20 protein-coding genes and 1 pseudogene are annotated in these 21,775 nt (G+C 65.1%); 4 read left to right on the forward strand and 17 right to left on the reverse strand.

Going from position 1 to position 21,775, the window contains the following annotated elements; translation table 11 throughout:
- Window positions 1-100: 100 nt before the first annotated feature.
- The 6 genes from DVDV_RS16175 to DVDV_RS16200 form a co-directional block, all read right to left on the reverse strand.
- Window positions 101-1,090: a radical SAM protein gene (locus DVDV_RS16175; RefSeq protein WP_075355666.1), complete on the reverse strand. Its 990-nt coding sequence runs from the start codon at window positions 1,088-1,090 to the stop codon at window positions 101-103.
- A 7-nt stretch (window positions 1,091-1,097) separates the two neighbouring features.
- Window positions 1,098-1,586: a peroxiredoxin gene (locus DVDV_RS16180; RefSeq protein ID WP_075355667.1), complete on the reverse strand. Its 489-nt coding sequence runs from the start codon at window positions 1,584-1,586 to the stop codon at window positions 1,098-1,100.
- Window positions 1,583-2,203: a lytic transglycosylase domain-containing protein gene (locus DVDV_RS16185; protein WP_254845410.1), complete on the reverse strand. Its 621-nt coding sequence runs from the start codon at window positions 2,201-2,203 to the stop codon at window positions 1,583-1,585. The genes DVDV_RS16180 and DVDV_RS16185 overlap by 4 nt, the downstream gene beginning before the upstream one ends.
- 151 nt (window positions 2,204-2,354) lie before the next feature.
- Window positions 2,355-3,944: an ATP-binding protein gene (locus DVDV_RS16190; protein WP_075355668.1), complete on the reverse strand. Its 1,590-nt coding sequence runs from the start codon at window positions 3,942-3,944 to the stop codon at window positions 2,355-2,357.
- Window positions 3,945-4,148: 204 nt separating this feature from the next.
- The gene (locus DVDV_RS16195; RefSeq protein WP_075355669.1) at window positions 4,149-6,254 is read right to left on the reverse strand and encodes a hybrid sensor histidine kinase/response regulator; all 2,106 of its coding nucleotides are present in this window, start codon (window positions 6,252-6,254) and stop codon (window positions 4,149-4,151) included.
- Between the two features lie 33 nt (window positions 6,255-6,287).
- Window positions 6,288-7,814: a lipopolysaccharide assembly protein LapB gene (locus tag DVDV_RS16200; protein WP_254845411.1), complete on the reverse strand. Its 1,527-nt coding sequence runs from the start codon at window positions 7,812-7,814 to the stop codon at window positions 6,288-6,290.
- A gap of 193 nt (window positions 7,815-8,007) precedes the next feature.
- Between DVDV_RS16200 and DVDV_RS16210 the strand changes: the two genes are divergently transcribed.
- From DVDV_RS16210 to DVDV_RS16225, 4 genes are read left to right on the forward strand one after another with little or no spacing between them, the layout of a single operon-like run.
- Entirely contained in the window at window positions 8,008-8,448 is a 441-nt protein-coding gene (locus tag DVDV_RS16210) for a TadE/TadG family type IV pilus assembly protein (RefSeq protein WP_075355672.1), read from the forward strand.
- Entirely contained in the window at window positions 8,444-9,838 is a 1,395-nt protein-coding gene (locus tag DVDV_RS16215) for a vWA domain-containing protein (protein ID WP_075355683.1), read from the forward strand. Before DVDV_RS16210 ends, DVDV_RS16215 begins: the two co-directional genes overlap by 5 nt.
- A gap of 30 nt (window positions 9,839-9,868) precedes the next feature.
- Window positions 9,869-10,324 carry a TadE/TadG family type IV pilus assembly protein gene (locus DVDV_RS16220; RefSeq protein ID WP_075355673.1) on the forward strand — a complete coding sequence of 152 codons (456 nt, stop codon included), beginning with the start codon at window positions 9,869-9,871 and terminating at the stop codon, window positions 10,322-10,324.
- A 19-nt stretch (window positions 10,325-10,343) separates the two neighbouring features.
- Window positions 10,344-10,670 carry a hypothetical protein gene (locus DVDV_RS16225; protein WP_075355674.1) on the forward strand — a complete coding sequence of 109 codons (327 nt, stop codon included), beginning with the start codon at window positions 10,344-10,346 and terminating at the stop codon, window positions 10,668-10,670.
- Window positions 10,671-10,800: 130 nt separating this feature from the next.
- On the opposite strand, the gene DVDV_RS16230 is transcribed toward DVDV_RS16225, so the two are convergent.
- From DVDV_RS16230 to DVDV_RS16275, 11 genes and pseudogenes are all read right to left on the reverse strand, one after another.
- Window positions 10,801-11,118 (reverse strand): hypothetical protein, encoded by a 318-nt coding sequence (locus DVDV_RS16230; RefSeq protein ID WP_254845413.1) that lies wholly within the window; start codon window positions 11,116-11,118, stop codon window positions 10,801-10,803.
- A 154-nt stretch (window positions 11,119-11,272) separates the two neighbouring features.
- Window positions 11,273-11,872 carry a type II secretion system F family protein gene (locus tag DVDV_RS23505; protein WP_254845414.1) on the reverse strand — a complete coding sequence of 200 codons (600 nt, stop codon included), beginning with the start codon at window positions 11,870-11,872 and terminating at the stop codon, window positions 11,273-11,275.
- Window positions 11,873-12,227: 355 nt separating this feature from the next.
- Window positions 12,228-13,208, reverse strand: a complete 981-nt coding sequence (locus DVDV_RS16240; RefSeq protein WP_075355676.1) for a type II secretion system F family protein — start codon at window positions 13,206-13,208, stop codon at window positions 12,228-12,230.
- Window positions 13,209-13,263: 55 nt separating this feature from the next.
- A complete protein-coding gene (locus DVDV_RS16245; RefSeq protein ID WP_075355677.1) occupies window positions 13,264-14,634 on the reverse strand; it encodes a CpaF family protein in 1,371 nt (456 codons plus the stop codon).
- Window positions 14,635-14,735: 101 nt separating this feature from the next.
- Window positions 14,736-15,905 (reverse strand): AAA family ATPase, encoded by a 1,170-nt coding sequence (locus tag DVDV_RS16250; protein WP_075355678.1) that lies wholly within the window; start codon window positions 15,903-15,905, stop codon window positions 14,736-14,738.
- A gap of 29 nt (window positions 15,906-15,934) precedes the next feature.
- A complete protein-coding gene (locus DVDV_RS16255) occupies window positions 15,935-16,207 on the reverse strand; it encodes a hypothetical protein (RefSeq protein ID WP_075355679.1) in 273 nt (90 codons plus the stop codon).
- A 30-nt stretch (window positions 16,208-16,237) separates the two neighbouring features.
- Window positions 16,238-17,851, reverse strand: a complete 1,614-nt coding sequence (locus DVDV_RS16260) for a type II and III secretion system protein family protein (RefSeq protein ID WP_075355680.1) — start codon at window positions 17,849-17,851, stop codon at window positions 16,238-16,240.
- Window positions 17,838-18,419, reverse strand: a complete 582-nt coding sequence (gene cpaB, locus DVDV_RS23510; protein ID WP_254845415.1) for a Flp pilus assembly protein CpaB — start codon at window positions 18,417-18,419, stop codon at window positions 17,838-17,840. Before cpaB ends, DVDV_RS16260 begins: the two co-directional genes overlap by 14 nt.
- Window positions 18,420-18,487: 68 nt before the next feature.
- Window positions 18,488-18,736: pseudogene (locus DVDV_RS23940) on the reverse strand (SAF domain-containing protein); the annotation flags it as partial.
- A 300-nt stretch (window positions 18,737-19,036) separates the two neighbouring features.
- A complete protein-coding gene (locus tag DVDV_RS16270; RefSeq protein WP_075355681.1) occupies window positions 19,037-20,428 on the reverse strand; it encodes a sigma-54 dependent transcriptional regulator in 1,392 nt (463 codons plus the stop codon).
- Between the two features lie 31 nt (window positions 20,429-20,459).
- A partial coding sequence (locus DVDV_RS16275; RefSeq protein ID WP_254845416.1) for an HDOD domain-containing protein occupies window positions 20,460-21,775 on the reverse strand: 1,316 nt, incomplete at its 5' end.

Raw genomic sequence — 21,775 nt, forward strand, 5'->3', positions numbered from 1 at the left:
GCGGTTCCAAAGGGCACTGCCCTTTGGCCGCCGGAGGCATTTTCCCTTCCCGCACTCCCCGGCCGCCGGAGGCTCTTCATCCCTCCATCAACTCTATGGACTATATGGACGCGTAGAATTCAGGCGGCGAAAGCTCGTTGGACTCAAACCAGCCCCGTTCGGACAGATGCTGACGGATGTCCTGGCACAGCTCGCATTTATTGACGTAGCCTTGCGGCCGCGGCTTGTAGTCTTCCAGGGCGGCGGCATACTCATACAGGCCGGCAATGCCGGATTCGGCCAGGGTGGTCAGGATGGGATAGCGTTCGGAATCGAGCGGCTGGCCCAGATCGTCGGCCCGAAAAGCCAGGCCGGAGCACAGGCCGGGCACGTAGTCGCCGTAGAGGTCCAGATGAAAATGGCTGGTGTCGGACAGCTCCCGCAGGCAATCCGGCGAGGCCTTGGCCAGGATCGTCTCCACAGGCAGCCGGCCGACGGCCGGGGCAAAAAGGTCAAAGGCCCGCCCGCCCAGATGGATCCAGGTGCGGTTCAGGATTTCGGCCGGATAGCCCGGACCGAAGCGGTGGAGGTAGGCGGCAAAGGGATGGGTCGTCTCGGGATCGAACTGCCTGAGATCGGCCAGAAAATGTTCCTGCCAGGGAAAGACCGCCACTCCGGCCGCCCGGGCGGCGGCCATGGTACCAAGGGTTTTGGAAAGCGGCACGAAGCCGTTGTGCATGGGGCTGATCGACACCAAAAGCGAGCCCAGGCCCATGGAGCGCAATTCGGTTAAAAGCTCGACCGCCTCGTCGGCGTCGTCATACCACGATCCGCTCGTCTCCACATACTCGATGGCCATGCCTGTCTCGGCCGCTGCCGCCAGCACCCCGGCCAGCCCCAGGGGATCGGCCAGGGGTTCGCCGCCGCCCACATGCATGGCCCCGGCTCCCAGGGAAAGCGCCTTGGCAAAGCAGGCTGCGGCCGTTTCCTGGTCGATATAGTCCGGCGAGCGCCCCGGCCCGCTGCGATAGAGGCAGTGGGGGCAGGCGCTTTGGCACTGGTAGGAGGCAATAAGCCCCCCGGAGCGCAGGCTGGAGACGCAAAGGGCCATGGGCCGTCTAGCTCCCGGCCAGCCCGGTCAGCGCGGCCAGCACGGCTTCGGCATGGCCGGCAGCCTTGGCCACCTGCGGCCAGGCCTTGCGCACGACGCCCTTGGGATCGATGAGGAAGGTGGAGCGCACCGTGCCCACGCAGTCCTTGCCGCAGACCTTTTTCTCGCGCCAGGCCCCGTAGGCGGCCAGGGTGGCGGTGTCCGGGTCGGACAGGAGCATGACCGTCAGTTCGTGCTTGTCGATGAATTTGCGATGGCTGGCCGGCTTGTCGCGGCTCACTCCGACGACGTCGGCCCCCAGGGCCAGGAACCGGGGCAACAGCCCGGAAAATTCCACGGCCTCGGTGGTGCAGCCGCTGGTCGAATCCTTGGGATAAAAATAGAGCACCAGCCACCGGCCGGAAAAATCGGCCAGGGAATGGATGCGCCCGTCTGCGTCGGGCAAAGAGAAATCCGGGGCCGGGCTGCCTTCGCCGGGCCAGAGTGTCTCGGTCATGGCTTCTCCGATTTTGCCGGCGGCAGGTCGCCGGCGGCCAGCTTCTGGTGGATCACGCCGATCCCCTCGTCGGGGTAGCGTAGACGCAACATGAAATAGCGGTCAACGACCTTCAGGACATAATCCTTGGTTTCGTCGTAGGGCGGCACGCCGCCGTGCTTGGCCACGGCTCCGGGGCCGGCGTTGTAGGCGGCCAGGGCCATGACCTCGGTCTGGAATTTGTCGAGCATGGAGCGCAGATACCGGGTGCCGGCGGCGATGTTGCGCTCGGGATCAAACGGCTCGGTCAGGCCCAGGAGTTTTTGGGTGTCGGGCATGATCTGCATGAGCCCTTGCGCCCCCTTGGGCGAGACGGCGCAGGGATTAAAGCGCGATTCCTGTTCGATCAGGGCATAGACCAGCCTCGGGTCCAGGCCGTTTTTCTTGCTGTGGTTGTTGACCAGGCCAAGCAGCTTGGCATCGACGATCACTTCCGGATATTTGCAACCCACGCCTTTTTTATCGTTAAATTTGTGCCCGGCCTCCCGCAGCATTTTGTCGCGCCGGCCGGCAGCCACCGGATCGGGCAGGATCAGGCCGTGGATTTCCGTGGCCCCGGACGCCGGGACACTGGCCATTTTCGGACCGGCCGCAGCCAGAGGCAAAGGGAAAAGACCGGCCGCACAAAAAACCGTCACGGGCAACATGGCCCGAAAAAGCAGGCGAGACATCGCTTGGCGCATCATCCGGTTCCCTACCTTCTAACGCAGGCTTTTACAAGGAAGGCGCTCAGCGAATCTGCCGACGCCACCGCTCCAGGGTGTCGGCGATAAAGTTCTTGTCGTTACACGGCCCGCTCCAGACCTCGGAGAACCGGGCGGTGTCGCTTCTTGGCCGTTCGTCGGCAGCGAGTTCCCGCAGCCGGATGCGCATGGGCACGGGCACGCCCTCGCCCACCACCACCGCTTCCTGGGTGCGTAGCGCCGGCAGGGCAGCCAGCAGGCCGGCGGCATTTTCCGGCATGGCCCGGCGCACGAAGAGCTGGTCCTGCTCGTTGCTCATGCGCAGGGAAAATAGCGTGTTGACCTGGGACAACACGGTTTCCGAGATTTCCGACGGCCGCTGGGTGACAAGGCCGAGCGACACCCCGTACTTGCGGCCCTCCTTGGCGATGCGCGACAAGGCCCGGCGGGTCGGGCCGAAGGCCACGGCGGAATCGCGCGGCACATAGCGGTGGGCCTCCTCGCACACGAGCAAAATGGGCACGCCCGTGCCCCGCTTGGTCCACAGGGCAAAATCGAAAATGAGCCGGCACAGCACCGAGACCACCACGTCCACGATTTCCGACGGCACGCCGGCCAGATTGAAGATGGTCATGGGCCGGCCGTCGGCCGGCAGGCGCATATAGCGGGCCAGCACCTCGCCCATGACGTCTTCCACGGTGAGCTGGCCGAACATGAAGGAAAACCGCCGGTCGCGGCGCAGGGCGTCGATGCGGGCGGTCAGGCGCATATAGGGAATGGAGCTTTCGGGCTTGTCGAGTTTGCCCATGCCGACCTTGAGCAGTTCCGAGACCCGGGCCAGCCGGTAGGGAATTGGCGTATCGATGGTCAGTCCGGCCTCGTCACCGCCACCGGGGCCGCTGCCGCGCAAGTATTCGGCCTTGGCCGCCATGACGCAGTCCTTGAGGATATTGGCCTCGACCTCGCGGTAAGGCTGGCCCGTGCTGCAAAAGACCTGCACCATCTCCTCGAAATCAAGCAGCCAATAGGGCAGGACCAGGGTGTCGGGGGTGACCATCTCGGCCATGTCGCCAAAGGCGGCGGCATATTCGTCGTGGGGATCAAGGAGCACGATGTGGCCGTTACGGTGGGCGGTCAATACCGAGCGCAACAGCACGGCCACGGTGCAGGACTTGCCCGAGCCTGTGGTGCCGAGCACGGCGAAATGCTTGCCGAGAAAATCATCCACAATGACGTAGGCCGGCACGTCCGGGTCCTGGTGCAAGGCCCCGACCACCACGCTGGATTTGGTCGGCTTGGCGTAGATGCGGGCCAGATCGGCGCTGTCGGTCTGGCGCACCACCGCCCCCAGGCGCGGGTTGTGGGAGACGCCGCGCTGGAAGACAAACGCCGTTTCCTCGGTCCCCAGGCTCTCGCCCAAAAGGGCCACCCGGGCCAGATGCCGGTCGCCAGGGGCTACGGTCGCCGCCGGGGACGGGGTGGACAGGGACTGCACCAGCCCGAACACCATGGAGCGGGACGAAACAATGACCACCATGTCGCCCACGGTCACGTCGGCAAACACGTCGTGCCCCAGGACCACCGTTACTTCCGCGCCTTCGACCGCGGCCACATAGCCGAGTTCCCGTCTTTCCATGGTTTCCTTTCCTGTTCCGGGCGTCCGGGTGTACCGCCACACTGTGACAAGACCGCTTCAGGCCGGCAAAAGGCTGCGCCGCCGCCGCGGCGGGTCCCGTCACGGGCAACCTCCAACTGTCACGCCCAATCAAACGTTCTCCAGGTGGGATTCCAAAGGGCTCAGCCCTTTGGCCGCCGGAGGCACTCTTCCTCTTCCCTCACGCTACGCCCCCGGCAGCAGGGCCGCCTCGATGGCTGTGGCCAGATCACGGCGCAGGACAGGCTTGAGCAGCAGGTCGCGGATGCCGATGGCCCGCGCCCCTTCCTTGCTCATGGTCTCGCTAAACCCGGTGAGCATCAGCACCGGCAGGGCCGGGCGAAGGGCCAGCACGGCCTTGGCCAGTTCGGCCCCGGTCAGACCGGGCATGTTCTGGTCGGTAATAAGCAGATCGAAGGCTTCGGGATCGTTGCGGAAAATGGCCAGGGCCTGCCTGGGATCGCTTTCGGCCACCACCTTGTAGCCCAGGGATTCCACCAGTTCCCGGCCGATGTCGGCCAGGGCCTGCTCGTCGTCAACGAGCAGGATGCGCCCGCGCCCCATGACCGGATCGACCACGGCGGCAGCCGGGACATCCGGGGCGTCGCCGGCCAGCGGCAGGTAGACGTCAAAGGTCGCGCCGATCCCGGCCTGGCTTTTGACCTTGATCTCGCCCTTGTACTTGCGCACCACGCCATGGGCCACGGACAGGCCCATGCCCGTGCCTTCGCCGGGCTTTTTGGTGGTGAAAAAGGGATCGAAAATGCGTTCCGCAATATCCGGCGGGATGCCCGGCCCGGTGTCGCGCACCCACAGGCGCAGGGAACCGGCCACAGTGCCCTCGCCGGACAGCGGGGAACTGCCGGGGGGCAGCTCCTCCAGGCCCACTTCCAGGACGCCGCCGGTCTCGCGCATGGCATGGGCGGCGTTGGAGCACAGATTCATGATGATCTGCTGGATCTGCGACGGTTCGGCCAGGATGGCGTCGCGGCCGGGTTTGATCATCTCGGTGATGGCGATGGCATTGGGGACGGTGGCCCGGATGAGTTTCAGGGTCTCGCGCACCAGCGGCCCGACGCGCAAATGGTTGGCCTCCTGGTCGTTTTGGCGGCTAAACGACAGGATCTGCAACACCAGATCGCGCGCCCGGCGGCAGGCGGCCAGGATGTGGCCGATGCGCCGGGCAAGCGGAGTCTCGGCCTGGGCCTCGCCTTCGATCATCTCGGCAAAGCCCATGATGATGCCGAGGATGTTGTTGAAATCGTGGGCGATGCCGCCGGCCAGGGTGCCGATGGCTTCCATTTTCTGGCTCTGGCGCAGCCGGCGTTCGAGATTTTTGCGCTCGGTGATGTCGTGGGCCACAAACACTGTGGCCAGGGGCGCGTCGTCGGCGTGGGTGAGCGGCGAGGAGGTGATGAGAAACTCGCCGTGGAGCCTTGGGATGGCGATTTCCCGGGAGTGGTAGCGGCCGTCGGTCATGGCCAGGATCTCGGTGCTGCGCTCGCCGGGCTTGTCCTCGGCGTCAAAGACAAAGGAGCACGCCCGCCCCACCACGTCGCGCGGGGCCAGGCCCAGCCGGTGGGCCATGGCCAGATTGAGGCGGCGCACGGCGCAGTCGCGGCCGATGACCACGACGAGATCCTGGACAGAATCGAAGGTGCCTTCCCATTCCCGTTTGGCCGATTCGATCAGATGGGTGACGCGTTCGCGCTCCTCCATCTCTCGGGTGAGCTTGCGGTTGGCGCTGGCCAGGGCGGCGGTGCGTTCGTAGACCAGGGTTTCCAGCCGGCTTTTGAGCGTCTTGAAATCCCGCTCGGCCCGCCACTTGGCGCAAAGCGACGTGGCGAACTGCATGATTTCCTGGGGATGAAAGGGCTTTTGGATGTAGAGGAGCTTGTCGGCCGGGGGCACGCGCCGGGCAATGGTCACCGGATCGACGTCGGTAAAGGCCGTGACCACCACGATCTGGACCCAGGGGTCGATGCCCCGGATTTCCTCGGCCGCCACCAGGCCGCCGCGTCCCGGCGGCATCCGGACATCGATGAAGGCCACGGCATAGGGGCGGTTTTCTGCGGCAGCGGCCCGAAAAGCGGCCACGGCTTCCTCGCCCTGGCGGCAAAGGGTCAGCTCAAAGATCTGCCCCAGGGCTGTATGCCCTGCCTCCAGGCCGTCGAGTCCGTCCAGGATGTCATCGGCCGGGGCCAGAATTTCGGTGAACAGGTCGAGAATGCGCGGCTCGTCGTCGGCCACGAGCAGGCGCATTGCTTCCGGCCGTGTTTCCGCTGCTCCCATGGCGCTCCCCGCCTCAAGACCTGTCGGCGGGCCTCAGGGCATTTCTGATCGGTCGTTTTTTTCAACGGCCGAGGGTTTATTCGCGGGTTTGGCCGACGCCGGCCCTGGCTGGGCCGGAGTGGACTGCCCCTTTGCCGGCGCAACTGCCGGCGCAAACGGTTTGGGCGCCGAAACGGGTTTGCCCGAAGATGGCGGGGCAACCGACGGTGTCGAAGCCGATGGCACAGGAGCCGCCTGGGCCGGAGCCGGCGGCGCGGGAACCGGCTGGGCCGGGGCCGGCGGCACAGGCTCCGACGGGGCCGTGACCGAAATGACCGGGGTGTCAGGGGCGACCGGGACAACCGGGGCCGCTTGGCCCGCAGCCGGCCCCACCGGGGCGGCCGGGGCGGTGGCGGGCGACGCCGGGGCGGTGGCGGCGGGCTTTGGCGCAGCCGGCTTGGCCGCAGCCGCCGGGGGCAGCGGATGGCCCTGGGGTGGGGCGGCCGGGGCCGCCGGAGGGCTTTGGAGCGAAACCGGCGGGCCGGACGGCTGGACTGCGGAAACGGCCGGCAGGGTCACCTCTTCCACGGCCGAGAGCCGGGACAGGTTGTCATGGGCCTGGGGATAGAAACGCGGATTGGCGGCAATGGCTTTCTCGAAATATTCCTGGGCCTTGTCCTTGTGGCCGGCCTCCATGTAGCACACGCCGAGATTATTGAGCGCCGCAGACTCCGTGGCCACGGTGGCAAAGGCGGCATAGGCCTCGTCATAGCGGCCGAGCTTGCACAGGGCCAAGCCGAGATTATTGGAGAATTTGACGGATTTTTTCGCCCCGGCCGCCTTGCGGAAGGCGCTGGCCGCCTCTTCGCCGCGCCCAAGCAGCAACAGCGAGATGCCGCGATTGTTTTCCACGTCGGCGTCAAAGGCCACGGCCAACGAGGCGTCGGACACGGCCAGGGCCACGTCCGGGTGGCCGTCGCGGTTTTCAAGGGTGCCAAGCAGGGCGGCAGCCCGGGAGAGCGACGGGTCCAGGGCCAGGGCCTTGGTCAGATACGGGCCGGCCTGCCCCCGGCCGCCGCCCAGATACAGGGCAAAACCAAGGCCCTGCAGGGCCGGGGCATATTTGGGGTTGGCCTTTACGGCCTGCTGATAGGCGTCGCGGGCCTGGGGATAGGACCCCATGCCGAGATACAGGTCGCCCAGGCGGGTGTGGGCCGTGGCGGCGTCGGCCCCGGAGTTGAGCGCCGACAGATAGAGCCGGCCGGCCTCGCCCCGGTCGCCCCGGGCCAGGGCCGCATCACCGGCGGCGATGCCGGCGTTGCCTGTCCCTGACGGCCCCGAACCCTTGGCTTTACCCGCCGAACCGCCGCAGCCGGCCAGTCCCAGCAGACACAGCCCCACGGCCACGATGGCGATGACCGCCCGCAACTGCCTTTTCACCCTGGCTTCTCCTGTCTCCATGGCCCCGGTCATAACAGACCCGGCCGGGCTGGTAAACACGGCCTTGGCCGTCCTGTCCATGGACAATGGAATCCGGTCCCTGGCCGGACCCCGGGAAACAGGCGGATCGGATGGTTTCATTCCACGTTTCCTGGAACGCCGGCCAGCGCAGACCACGGCCCAGATGGCCAAAATCAGGCCAATACGCTGTAATAAATAATAAAATTTGAACGATGGAAGAATCACACCTCCTGGCATGATTCTTCCAGAGCATCAGGGAAACACGCGCCTCCCGGCGCTGCGAACAGATCCTATGCAACACGGAAATAAGGCCATGAAACAATTACATAAAGACGAACGCGGTGTTGCAGCCCTGGAAGCGGCCCTGGGCATGATGATCCTGATCCCGCTGTTTCTCTTTCTGGTGGAAGCCTCGCGGGCCTTGCTCGAATATTCCCAGCTGCAAAATGCGGCCATGGAAGGGGCGCGGATGGTTTCGCGGCAAAATGGCGACTCGTCCGGGGTGGCCGATTACGTCAACAGCCTTTTCAAGAATGCCGACGCATCATCGACCGTCGATGGCGCGGCTCCAACGGTTACAGTCGGCGCACGGGACAGCGACAACAACGTAACAGTGCAGGTGGACCATGTCTTCACGCCTTTTTTCTCGTCGCAATCCGACAGCCAGGGCGGCTCAAGCCCTTTCGGCATTATGGGCTCAACTCCGCTCACCCTTTCGGCCCGGGTGGTCACGGCTTTGCCGGCCGAAAATTGATGGCGGCGACGCCCGTGGGGCGTCAAGTGTCCTCATTGCGGCCAGTCTTCTCGCCGTCATGGCCGCAACCGGCGTGGCCGTCGACCTCGGCCGGCTCTATGTGGAGCGCAATCGCCTGCAAAACGCGGTGGATTCTGCGGCCCTGGCCGGCAGCCTCCAGCTCCCCGACGACCCGGACGTGGATAACGGCAAGGCAGACAAGGCCGCCAGGACCAATCTCCTGGCCAACGACGCCGATGCGACCAACATCCTGGTGGAGTCCGGCGGGGCCACCCGCAGCGTGTGCGTGACGGCCGAGGCGAATGTGGAGATGACCGTTTCCAAGATGATCGGCATGACCGACCAGACCGTCGTCGCCGAGGCCTGCGCCGGCTACAACGACATTGAACTGGTCATGGTCCTCGACTCCACCGGCAGCATGAAGGGCACGCCCATTGCCAACGTCAAGGAGGCGGCCACCAACCTGGTCAACCTCATCATGCCGGCCTCGTCCGAGACCGCCACCCGGTCCAAGATCGGCCTGGTCCCCTTCCAGGGCAAGGTGCGCATCGACGGCAACGACCCGGTCACGGCCGAAGCAAACCCCGACGGCGTGGGCACTGGCTGCCGCAATGCCGACGGCACGCTCAACAACGGCAAGCTGCGCGTGGAATATTCCCGCACCACGACCAAGACGAACATCTTTTACGGCTACACCCTAAGCGGCGTGAGCACCTCCACGGACAAGACCTGCTCAGGCATGTCGCCCATCCGGGCCCTGTCTTCGGACAAGGACGACATCCTGTCCAATATTGCGGCGCTCAATGCCGGGGCCGTGACCTCGGGCACGCTTATCAGTGAAGGCATCAAGTGGGGCCGCAAGGTGCTCTCGCCCGAAGCGCCCTATGTCGAGGGCAACACGGACAAGAAGGTGCGCAAGATCATGATCGTGCTCACCGACGGCGACACCGAGGACGGCCGCTGCGGCGGCAACTATGCCTCGGCCTCCAAGACCGTCAACACCTACTGGACCAACGCCTACTTCGGCCAGGGGCTCAAGCCCGATACGTCCGCCTCGCCCTACTCCACCCTGGGAACGGCCGCCCTGACCCTGGCCCAGATCCCGGACTGCAAGGACGGCGGGCTGCTCAACCAGTACGTCACAACCGAAGCCAACCTGGCCAAAAACGACGCCAGCTACCCTGTGGAAATATTCTCCATCCGGTTTGGCGACTCCGATACCACGGACAAGAGCCTCATGAAGCAGATCGCCTCATCCAAGATCGGCACCGACGACCACTACTTTGACGCCCCGGACGAAGCCGGCATCAAGGAAATGTTTAAAAAGATCGGCCAGCAGCTCGGCCAGCGCCTCATGACCAAGAAGGAAGCCACCACCGGCACCCCGTAACCAGCCGACGCAACACAAGCGAGCACAGCCATGAAGGCCACCCATAATCCCCACACCGCGCCCTGTGGCCGCGAAACCGCCCAGTCGGGAAGCCTGGTCGTTGAGATGGCCCTGGTGCTGCCGATCCTGATCACCCTGCTCTTTGGCATTATCGAGATAGCCAACATCCTGCGCATCCAGGTGACGCTCAATAACGCCGTGAGCACCATCGCCCACGATACAGCCATGCGCGAGACCACCCAGGCCTCGGCCGAGCAGTTCATGACCGCCAACGACCTTATTCCCATGGTCAAGCAGTCGGCCCAGGCCGACGCCCCGGTCCTGAGCCTGACGCCCTCGACAACCACCAGTTGCAAGGCCACGCCGTGTACGCCCTTCGAGGTCAGGCTCACCTACAATTATGAGGCCCTGATCGAACCCATGAAGCCCTTTTTCGACAATATCCAGCTGTCCGCCTCGGCCCGCAAGATCTCCGAGCCGTGGTAGGCCGCCAAAGGACGCCGCCATGAACATCCGACTCCCCGCCATCGCCCTGGCCGCCCTGCTGGTCTTTGCCGCCCAGGCCGGCGCAGCCTCCACCAAGGACAATGTGGTCAAATTCTATCAGGATTATCTGACCCTGGTCAGCGCCAGCGACTACGTGACCCTGTCCCGGGATGATCCGGAAGCCTTTGACGCCAAATTCGACGCCATCGCCAAAAACGCCGGATTTGAAGACTCGGCCGCCGCCCTAACCGCTGCCGAGTCCCTGGCCGGCGACAGCGACGTCGCGGCCCTCAAACAGGCGGTGACCGATAAAATTTTGCAGCAGTACAAACCATTTCGGGAGTAGCCGGTCGGCCTCCCCAGGCAGGATACGGCCCGATGGCAGGGGACGCGCGGAGACATGCTCCGCGCGTCCCCTGTTTTTTGGGCCGGCCGGGGAACCGGCCCGGGCAGAGGCTGCGCCCGATCGGCGGAGCCTAGAACAGGTTTTTGACCAGATCGAGCAACCCGGTCAGGCGGCCGAAGGCGACGGCCAGCCCCAGGGCGGCCAGGACGATGGCGAACATCGCTCGAACGACCATGCTCCGGGCCAGGGGGCTGGCCAGCATGCCCCCCATGGACGGCCGGGACGGAGCCGGAATGATGTGCTCGGCCCGAAGCAGGCGATAGATGCCGACCACCGAGACGAGACAGATGGCCAGGGCCAGCAGGTTGTCGGGACTGTGGAAAAAGTCGTTTAGGCTCGAGAGAAGGCCCTTTGACCCGGAGCCAAGCCCTGAGACGGCGTCCAGCATGTCCTGCTGGCGGCTTTGAAGCTCCTTTGCCGAGCGCGCCAAGTCGGCCCCACCGGCCATATCCGTTCCCCCTGCCCGACGGTGTTGGGCGTGTTGGCCCGCCCCGAAGCGGGACGGCCGGCCTGGACGGCCCCCTGCCGGAAAAAAACCCGGCCTATTTGCTCATGCCGGAGAGCATCTGGGCGATGCGGATGCCGGCCGGTCCCAAAATGACGATCAAAAGCGTCGGAAAGATGAAGAGCATCAGCGGCAACAGGAGCTTGACCGGCAGCTTGGCCGCCAGTTCCTCAGCCATCTGGAAGCGCTTGGTGCGCATGGAATCGGCATAGACCCGAAGGGTCTGGGCAATCGAGGTGCCGAACATGTCGGTCTGGATGAGCATGGCCACAAGACTGCCCAGGTCTTCCAGGCCGACCCGGGAGGAAAGATTGCGCAGGGCCTCGCGCCGGGATTTGCCGGCCCGCAACTCCAGGGTGAGCAGACGCAGTTCGGAACTGAGGATGGGGTCTTTTTGCGAGAGCTCCTGGCACACCCGGTAGATGGCCTGGTCAAGGCCCATGCCGGCCTCCACGCACACCACCAGCATATCCAGGGCGTCGGGCAGCGAGTGGGTGATGGCCTTTTGCCGGGCCTTGACCCGGAAGCCGAGCACGACCCCCGGCAGATAAAACCCCGCAGCCACCAGCCCCACCACCACGAACATCTTGTACTGCCCCGGCAGCCGGCCGGACATGGCGGCCAGGGCGCCGAGCATCAGCCCGACAAAGGCGAAGCCGGCCTTGATGCCCCAAAAAAAGTTCCACCGCGCTCGGCTGCCGGTAGCCGGCCTGGACCAGGGAGGACCGCGTTTTGGACAGCTCCTTGGCTTCCCGGGGTTTGACCAGTTCGCCAAACCAGGTTGCCGCCCGCTGGCCGAAATTCTCAAACCAGCCGAGCAGCCCCGGCCGGCCGCCCGCCCCCAGCCGCACCGCATTGATGACGGCATGGGCCCGGCCGGCCATCTCCCGGCGCTTGCGGCCTTCCTCGCGCAACATGGTCGTCGCGTAGACGAAAAGGCCCACGCTTGCGGCAACCAGCACGGCAATGACGAGCAAATCCATGGCGCTCTCCTAGACCTCGATGCGGACCATCTTGCGGATGATAAGGACGCCAACCGTCATAAGGCCTATGACCAGATAGCTCATGACCCGCCCCAGGGGATCGACAAGCAGCAGGCTGAAATAGCCGGGATTGACCATCTTCACCACGCCGGCCACGCCAAAGGGCAACAGGCACAGCACCCAGGCGGCCATGCGCCCTTCGGCCGAAAGCACCCGGATGCGGCCCTTGAGCTTGAACCGCTCGCGGATCAGCCAGGAGATGTTGCTGATGATTTCCGCCAGATTGCCGCCGGACTCGTTCTGGATTTTGACCGACACCACGAAAAAGCTCAGGTCCGGGCAGTCCACCCGCTCCATGAGGTTGTCCAGGGCCACGGTGACGCCCAGGCCGAAATTGATTTCCTCCAGGGTGGTCTGGAACTCGGTGCGGATGGGATCGGCGAATTCGCTCACCACCATGCCCATGCCGCTGGTGAAGGTGTGGCCGGCCCGAAGCGCCCGGCCCACCAGTTCCAGGGCTTCGGGCAGCTGGCGCTCGAAATCGGCCATGCGTTTGCCCTTGCGCATGACCACCCATTTGTACGGCAGGCAGGCCAGGCCCAGGGCCACGCCCAGGCGGACCAGGGAGCTGTCGGCATAGAGCGCACTGCCGAGATAGCCGGTGACGCCAAAAACCAGGGACAACAGCACGAAAAAGCCGAGCGGGGCCTTGATGTCGGCCTGGTTGAGCACCTTTTCCATGCGCCCGCTCCAGGCATGGCGGGAAAGCAGCACATCGAGCCAGCGCAGGCCGCTTAATTCGTGCTTCTTTTCGATGTCTGCCGCCTCAAGCCCCAGCCCCTCGCCGTGCGTCACCTGCTCGATGCGCCGGGCGATCTCCTGGCCGGATTTGTCGGTCAGGCGCATGATGGCCAGGGCCACGGCAATAAACAGGTAGGCCAGGGAAAGGAGCAGGGCCAGGGAGAGGATGTTGGGCAGACCGCCAGCCATAACTTGCTCCTATCCCGGCCGGCGGCCGGCGGATTGGCAGGGGGCGCTCACGATGTCATACCTCGGCCACGTTGCGGGGATCGAAAATGCCTTCCGGCAGCTTGATGCCCTTGGATTCGAAGCGCACGGCAAACTTGGGCCGGATGCCCCGGGCCAGAAACGCGCCCTTGACCTTGGCGTCAGCCGTCATGCCGCGCTGCTCAAAGGCGAAAATCTCCTGCATGGTGATGACCTCGCCTTCCATGCCGGTCAGTTCCTGGAAGCTGACGAGCTTGCGGCTGCCGTCGGAGAAGCGCGAAATCTGGATGATGACGTCCACGGCCGAGGCGATATAGCGTTTAAGCGACAGGGCGGAAATATTCAGTCCGGCCATGGCCACCAGGGTTTCCAGGCGCATGAGCGCGTCGCGGGGGGTATTGGCGTGGAGCGTGGCCAGGGAGCCGTCGTGGCCGGTGTTCATGGCCTGCAGCATGTCGAGTGCCTCGGCGCCACGGACTTCGCCGACGATGATGCGGTCGGGCCGCATACGCAGGCAGTTGCGCACCAGATCGCGCTGGGTCACCTCGCCGCGCCCTTCGATGTTGGGCGGGCGGGATTCCAGGCGCACCACATGCTCCTGCTTCAGCTGCAATTCGGCCGCGTCTTCCACGGTGACGATGCGTTCGTCATGGGGAATAAAGCCCGAAAGGCAGTTGAGCATGGTGGTCTTGCCCGTGCCGGTACCGCCGGAAATGAGGATGTTGAGCCTTGCCAGGACCGTGCCGCGCAACACGTCGGCAATGTCGCGGGTCATGGCCTTGTAGCGGATGAGATCCTCGATGGTGAGCTTTTCCTTGGCGAATTTGCGGATGGACAGGGCCGGGCCGTCGATGGCCAGGGGCGGGATGATGGCGTTGACGCGGGAGCCGTCGGGCAGGCGGGCGTCCACCATGGGCGAGGATTCATCCACCCGCCGGCCGACCCGGGAGACGATGCGGTCGATGATCTTTTTTAAGTGGTCGTTGTCCTTGAAGCGCGATTCGGTCAGCACCAGCTTGCCGCTGCGCTCCACGTAGATCTGGCGATAGGAATTGACCAGGATGTCGTTGACGCTCGGGTCCTTGAGAAACGGCTCCAGGGGCCCAAGGCCGAGCATCTCGTCCTTGACCTCGTTTATGAGCCGGTCCCGCTCGATCTGGTTGAGCGGGGTCTGGAAGAATTCATCGCGCAACAGCCGCTCGACGATCTTCCCGATCTCGCCGCCAAGGGACCCTTCGTCCAGGCTGTCGAGCAGCGACAGGTCGATAAGGTCGATTAACCGGTCATGGATGCGGGTCTTTATCTCGTAGTATTCATCCGAAGCAATGCCCGGCTCCTTGCGCTCCGGCGCAGGCGTCTGGAGGCGGGGCATCTGGTGGCGCAAAATGGGCGGGCGGCCGCGTTCCATGCAGGGACTCCTTCACCGGTTTGGCGCTTTCGCCGCACCATAGCCTTACCACCGTTGCGATCCGGCCGCCACAGCGGCCGCACCCGGCTGCGCTGTCCGGGTCAGGACCGGCCGCGCAGGAACTTGAGGCCGAAAAAGGTTTTTTTGGGCGCATCCGCCACCTGGGCCGGGGCCAGGATGGCGGCCAGATCGCACAGGGACCGGGTCACCGGGGCGCGCGGCGCGGTTTCAAGCAGGGTCTTGCCCTGGTTGATGGCCGACAGGGTGGTTTTGTAGTCGTTTGGCACACGCCAGAAGACCGGCAGGCCCAGGGCCTTTTCCATGTCCGCAACCACCAGATCGCTCTCGTCGAGGTGGCGGTTGACCACGATCTTGAGTTTGTCTTCAAGCCCTGTCTCGGCATGGCGGATGGTGTCCAGAAAGCGGCGCACATTGGCCAGGCACGGCAGATTCTGGACGCACACCAGGACAATGGAGTCGGACATGTCCATGACCTTGAGGGTTATTTCATCCAGGTACATGCCAAGATCGATGACCACGGTATCAAAGACCTGGCGCATGAGTTCCAGGAGCTTGGAGATGTTTTCCGGGGTGGCCATCTGGAGGTCGTCAAGCCGGCTTGGCGGGGCCAGCAGGTAGATGCCAGAGGGATGGCGGGACATGACGCTCATGAGATAGGTGGCGTCCAGGCGGCTGATGTTGCCGAGCACTTCACCCCAGTGGTATTTGGGGGCGATGTCGAGAAAGAGCTGGGCCTCGCCAAAGGGCAGGTTCATGTCCATGAGGGCGACGGTGGCCCCGGGCTTGTCGGTCTGGCCGGCGGCGGCCAGATTGACGGCCAGCGAGGTGGTGCCGACCCCGCCCTTGGCCCCGAAAATGCTGACGATGCGCCCCTGCTTGCTGCGCTTGGGGCCAAGGGCCGACTCCCGGCGCTCCTTGAAGCGCCAAAGGGCCATGCGGACTTCCTCGTGGTTGACCGGCTGGGGGAAAAATTCGCGCACGCCCTGGCGCATGAGCCGCATCAACACCTCGGCGTCATAGACCGGGGCCGTCAAAAACACCTCGCGCTCGCCGCGCCGGGCCACCAGTTCGGCCACGGCCTCAAGCTCGGCCTCGCCGCCCTCCGGGGCAAGCTCACGCACGAGCAGATCGGCGTATTCCTCTCCGGCCCCGAGCACCTCGAAATCGCCGTCCTCGGACAGGCATTCCTCGAACACCCCCCGGGCAGGCGTGGCGTCCATATCCAGGATCACGCTGAGTTTGTCGCGCATGGTCGTGCCCTTCTCCCCGGTCGATGGCGTTATTTCTGCTTGAGAAAGGCCTCGAAGCTGCCGGACTGATTCGTCCGCTCGTCAGGCGCGGCCTTTTCCACGCGTTCATAGGCCAGGGCGGCCCGGGTTCCGTTCATGCCGACGACCGGGCTGTCGTCGCCGGCCGCCGGATCGAGTTTCTGGTTCTCAAAGACCGTATGGTACGCCTTGCCGTAATCCCAGCCCAAGGATTCTTTTTCGGCCTGACACCCGGCCAGGGTTGCGGCCAGGGCCGCAGCGATGAGGAAGAACATGCTTCGCATGGCGTCGCTCCTGTTGTGTCGTCGGTGGCGTTAATAGCCCTTGCCGTCGGGCTGGCGCGGCGTGGCCACGGCCAGGGGCACGGCATGGCCGAACTCGCCGTCGAGTTCCGCCCCGGTGCGGGCCATGGCCGGCATCGGCGCCCCGGGGGCAGCCGGCTCTTCCCGGCGGATGCCCAGGAAAAATTCCAGGTCGTCGGGTTCGTGGACCATGTCGGTCGGCAGTTTGATGGCCTTTTTATCCAGCGGCTTGACCAGATGGGCGGTAATGATGATGACCAGCTCGGACTGGTCCTTCTGGTACTGGGAGCTCTTGAAAAGGTTGCCAAGGACCGGGATGTCGCCAAGCACCGGATACTTGTCCATGGCGCTTCTGGCCTCTTCCTTGAGCAGTCCGGCCACGGCGAAGCTCTGGCCGTTTTTAAGCTCCACGGTGGTGGAGGTGCGCCGGGTGTTGATGGCCGGAATGGTAAAGCCCTGGATCTGGATGGCCCGGGTGTAGTCGAGGTCCGAGACTTCGGGATTGACCTGTAGGCTGATGCGCTCGCCCGAGACCACCGAGGGCGTGAATTTGAGGCCCACGCCGAATTCCTTCCACTCGATGCTGGTGGTGCCAAGGCCCGAGGGCACCGGGACCGGAATCTCGCCGCCGGCCAGGAACTTGGCCGACTGGCCGTTTAGGCACACCAGGTTCGGTTCGGCCAGGATCTTCACCAACCCGTTTTGCTTGAGCATGTCGAGGACGGCAGTCATGGTGGTGTTGCCGGCTCCGCCCCAATTGGTATTAAACCGCATGGCGGCCGTACCCTGGTTAAGCGCCATCGTCTCGGCGTTGGCAGGGGTGTTGAACTCCCGATAGCGCGACTGGACCGTGGCCGACTCGGGGAAGTGGCCAACCTGGTTGCCGTCGGCGTCCTTCAGTTCCCACCCCGGCACAGTGGCGTAATTATAGGCGTTTTGGACGTTATCGACATTGAAGGCGGTGGCGGCGATGGAGGTCAGGCCGCCGATGAGCGTATAGCCGAAGTTGCCGTCGCCGATGGCGTTTAAGTTGATGCCCATGCGGTTGACCAGGGTCTTGGACATCTCGGCCACGCGCACTTCCAGCATGACCTGCTGCACGCCGGCAACGGAAAGCAGATTCAGGACCTTTTTGGGGGCATAGACCTCGGCCATGGACAGGGCCTTTGCAAGGCTCTCGGCATCGCGCACCGTGCCGGACAGGGCAATGGAGTCCTGGCTGGCCATGACCTCGATGCCGGTCTCGCCGGGCATGGTGTCGTGGAGCATCTTTTTAAGCCGCGACACGTCCGGGGCCACGTCGAGATCGTAGACCGTGCGGATCTTGTCGCCCTTGTCCCACAGCGTCAGGTTGGTGATGCCCGGGGCGCGCCCCGTGACATAGACCTGGCGCGGCGAGAGCAGGACGAAGTCGGCCACGTCGGGCTGGGCCACGGAAACCCGGGCAATGTCGGTGTCGCTTTGCAAAATGATGGACTTGCCAATGGTCAGGGCAAGCCTTGGGGCGGAGCGCACGGCCACCGGCCGCACTCCGACCGGTGCGGCATAGGAAGCCGTGACCAGGGACAAAGACAGGGCAAGCGCCAGAAGGCGCGCGCCCAGATGGCGTATGTTACGGCTTGTCATGGCCTTTCTCCTCCTTGGGCACTGCACCTAACGCATCAAGGCGCACCCGCTCGCGCTCCGTCCCCCGGATGGTCTCCACGCTGTAGCCCGTGTCCTCGACCTGGCTCGATTCGGGCTCGACAGGCGGCCCGGCCGGAGCGGCGGCAAAGGCTTCGAGGCTGCGGGCCACGTCGGCTCCGGACGTGGTCACCACATCCTCGTCGCCGGGCTTGCGAAGGGCCAGATGCATACTGCCGAGATCGGCAGCCAGGGCCAGACGCTCGGCCTCTTCCGGTGTCACCATCAGGGTGAAAAAATCGGTATTGGCCAATTCCTCGCGGCCGTCCTTGCCAATCTTGGTCTCACGCTCGGTCCCGGTGGTGAGCAGGGGAACATTTTCCAGGATGATCTTGTTGACCTTGTCGTCGTTTTTGGTCCCCGGCTGGGTGTAGGTGACCAGGACATCCACCCGGCAGCCCGGGGTGAGCAGCCCCCCGGCCCCCATGAGCTTGGAGCCCTTGATGGTAAAGGCCCGCTTGCCCGGCTCCACGGACGCATCCAGGCCGCCGCTGACCGCGCCCTTGGGCATGAGCTTGTCCGGGTGATGGGATCGCCGGCAGAAATGTCGCGGGCGCTGATGCGCCCGAGGGCCTCGGCCTGGTCGCGCAGCGCCCCCTGGGGCACGGCCTCGGCTTCATAGGGCTTGAGCCCAACCATGGAGGAATCCAGCCGCGCCCCCTTGGGAATGGCCCGGGCGGCCACCAAAACGTCGCTTTTGGGGGCAGCCACCTTGACCTGTCCCGTCTGGGCGGTACGCATCGAACCCAGCCAGCGGATGGTCAGCACGCCGGCAACCAGGGCCAGGATGACGGCCAGAATCATGTGGGGTACGGCCTTGGATTTCATGCGGGCCTCCGCCTGCTCGTCCTTGGGTCGATTGACTGCGTCCCGGCCCGGAGGGGGACGCCAGCGTATGACTTTATTAAACGGTTCAAGTCGCCTGCCGGAATCGGACCGCCTTTTCAAACACCGGCCGGCCGGCCGGGCCGGCCCTTGTGGGCTGCAACCCCTGCCTGGCCGCTGTTTTCGGGGCTTGTCGGACAATCCGCCTGTCCCGGGCACACAAGCTAGAGCAAAAAGCCTGCCAAACAAAAAGGCCGGCGGAATCGCTTCCGTCGGCCGGGGCAAGGCGCGGTTCTGGCAGGATCAGGCCGAATATTCAGCCGGGTCGATGCGGTGTTTCTGAATCTTGTTCCAAAGATTTTTGGGGCTGACCCCCAGGCTGCGGGCCGCATCCTTCTGGCTCCCCCGGGTCTTTTTGAGGGCAGTCAGGATCATGTTGCGTTCCATGTCCTGCAGGGTGTCGCGCAGGTTGCCGGCAGCCTCCGGAAGGGCGTCCGGCCCGGCCTCGGCCGGAACCGGCCGCGCCGGGCTGTCCAGGGCCCGGCCGATCTCGGCGGCGGTGAGCACCTCGCCGGCGCTCATGATGGCGGCTCGCTCCAGGAGATTGGCCAGCTGCCGGACGTTGCCCGGCCAGTCGTAGTCGAAAAGAAGCTGCATGCCCTCGCGCGACACGCCCCGCAGATTGACCCCCACCCGGGGGCCGATGCGCTCCAGGAAGTGGCCGACCAGAAGCGGCAGGTCCTCCTTGCGCTCACGCAGGGGCGGCAAGGGAACGGCGGCAACGCTCAAGCGGTAATAGAGGTCGGCCCGGAAGAGTTTCTGGGCGACCAGGCTTTGCAGATCCTGGTTGGTGGCGGCGATGATGCGGATGTCGATGTCGATGGGCTTGGCCCCGCCCACCCGTTCGATCTGCTTCTGTTCCACGGCGCGCAGGAGCTTTGGCTGCAAAAAAAGCGGCATGTCCCCGATTTCATCGAGCATGATGGTGCCGCGGTTGGCCAGCTCGAACTTGCCCTTTTTAAGGGCCACAGCACCGGTAAACGCCCCTTTCTCGTGGCCGAAAAGCTCTGACTCCAGGAGATTTTCCGGGATGGCGGCGCAGTTGACCTTGACAAAGGGAGTCTCGGCCCGCTTGCTGAGCGCCTGGATGGCGTCGGCCACCACTTCCTTGCCCGACCCGGACTCGCCGGTAATGAGCACGGTGGAATCAAGCGGCGCCACCCGGCGCACCATATCCACCACGGCCCGCATGGGCGGCGACTGGCCGACGATGACCGGTCCCCGGCCTGCGGCCATGGCCGACTTGAGTTGCCGCAGTTCGGCCAAAAGGGCGCGGCGCTCCAGAGCGCGGCGCAGGACCACTTCCATCTCGGCCAGGGAAAAGGGCTTGGCAAAAAAGTCGTAGGCTCCCAGGCGCACCGCATCCAGGGCTTTTTCCCGGGCCGAGTAGCCGGTCATGACAATGACTTCGCTTTCCGGGGCGGCTTCCTTGATTCTGGAGAGCCCCTCGATGCCGTCCATGCCGGGCAGCCTGACGTCGGTGAGGACCAGATCAAAGGCCTCGGCCTTGGCCCGGGCCACGCCTTCCTCGGCCGACCCGACCCCGACGGGATCAAAATCCCGCGAAACCAGGGCCTCGCACAGCATGTCCCTGAACGCCGCATCGTCGTCGATTACCAGTATTCGGGCAGGCATCAGCGCTCCGGCAAACGAGTTGCGAACCGCCTCATGGCGGTCCCTGGTGGTCCGGGAAAAAGCTCCGCATGGTCTCGGTCAGCCGTGCCTCCATGACCGGCACGAGTCCGGCCAGGCCGCCTTCGGTCAGGCCCAGGGCCTCCCAGGCGGCAGGATCCAGGGGCGGGACCCGGCGGTTGCCGCTGCCGCCCCAGCCCATGGCCGTGGCCACGATGTCGGCCAGATGGATCACAGCCGGCTCGTCGATAAAAAGCGGTTCCGACAGATCGTGGTGGTAGCGCACCATCTTTTCCAGATTGGCCGGAAACTGCCATTTCTGGAGCAGATGGCCGCCCAGGGCGGCGTGGTCGAAACCGAGAACTTCCCGTTCGACCTCAAAAAGCGGCAAGGTTTCGGCCTCGGCCCGGCGCATGGCCACGCCCATATGGGCCACGGCCTGCTTGAAGGTGATGATCCGGCCGATGTCGTGGAGCAGCCCGGCCACAAAGGCGGTCTCGGCGTTGACCCGGCCGGTGGCGGCGGCAATGGCCTGGGCGGCGGCGGCGCAGCCCACGCTGTGCTCCCAGAAAAGGCGCATGTTGACCCACTGGGGCGGGATGTCCTGAAAAAGCGGCAGCACGGACACACCCAGGGCCAGGGTGGCGAGCTGGCGCGCCCCGACCACCAGGACGGCCCGGGACAGGCTGTCGATCTTGGCCGGGAACCGGCCGCGCATGGCCCGCATGGTGCGGGCGTAGTAGGAACTGTTGACCAGACGCAGGAGCTTGGCGGCCAGGGACGGGTCGTGCTTGATGCTGTCGGCGGCGTCGTCGACGGTGCTGGCCGGGTTTTTGAGGACGTCGTTGATGCGCAGATAGACTTCGGGTGGGGAGACGAGCTTGGGTTCGTCGCGCAAAAGCCCTTCCAGCGACAACGGCGCGGTCGTGCCCGGATCGACCGGACGCCGGGCGCGCTCCTCGCTCCCGTGCCCCTCTTCCGGGACAGGACCGGCAGCCAGGCGGCGTCTGACCTCACGGTCCAGGGCCAGCCGATAGAGCACGGCTCCGGGGCCGGCAGCCACATCGAAGCAGGCAAACCGCTCGGCCAGGGCGGCGGCCGCGGCCTCCCGGCCATCGTCGCCGTCGGGTTCGGCGGCCGTGGCCGATGCCGTCTGGGGAGCGGGCGCGGCGACGTCGGCGGCCACAACCACCTCGGCCAGACTCCAGGCCGTCAGGGACTTGAGATGGCCGGCGTCGAGAATCGTGCCCCGGGGCATGAGAAATCGTCCGCCCGGAGTGAGCACATCCTCGGCCAGCACCATGCCGGGAGAAAGCTCGGAAACAGCGCGTCTGACCATGGCCCCCATCG

This window comes from Desulfovibrio sp. DV (assembly GCF_001936595.1).
Classification (GTDB): domain Bacteria; phylum Desulfobacterota; class Desulfovibrionia; order Desulfovibrionales; family Desulfovibrionaceae; genus Solidesulfovibrio.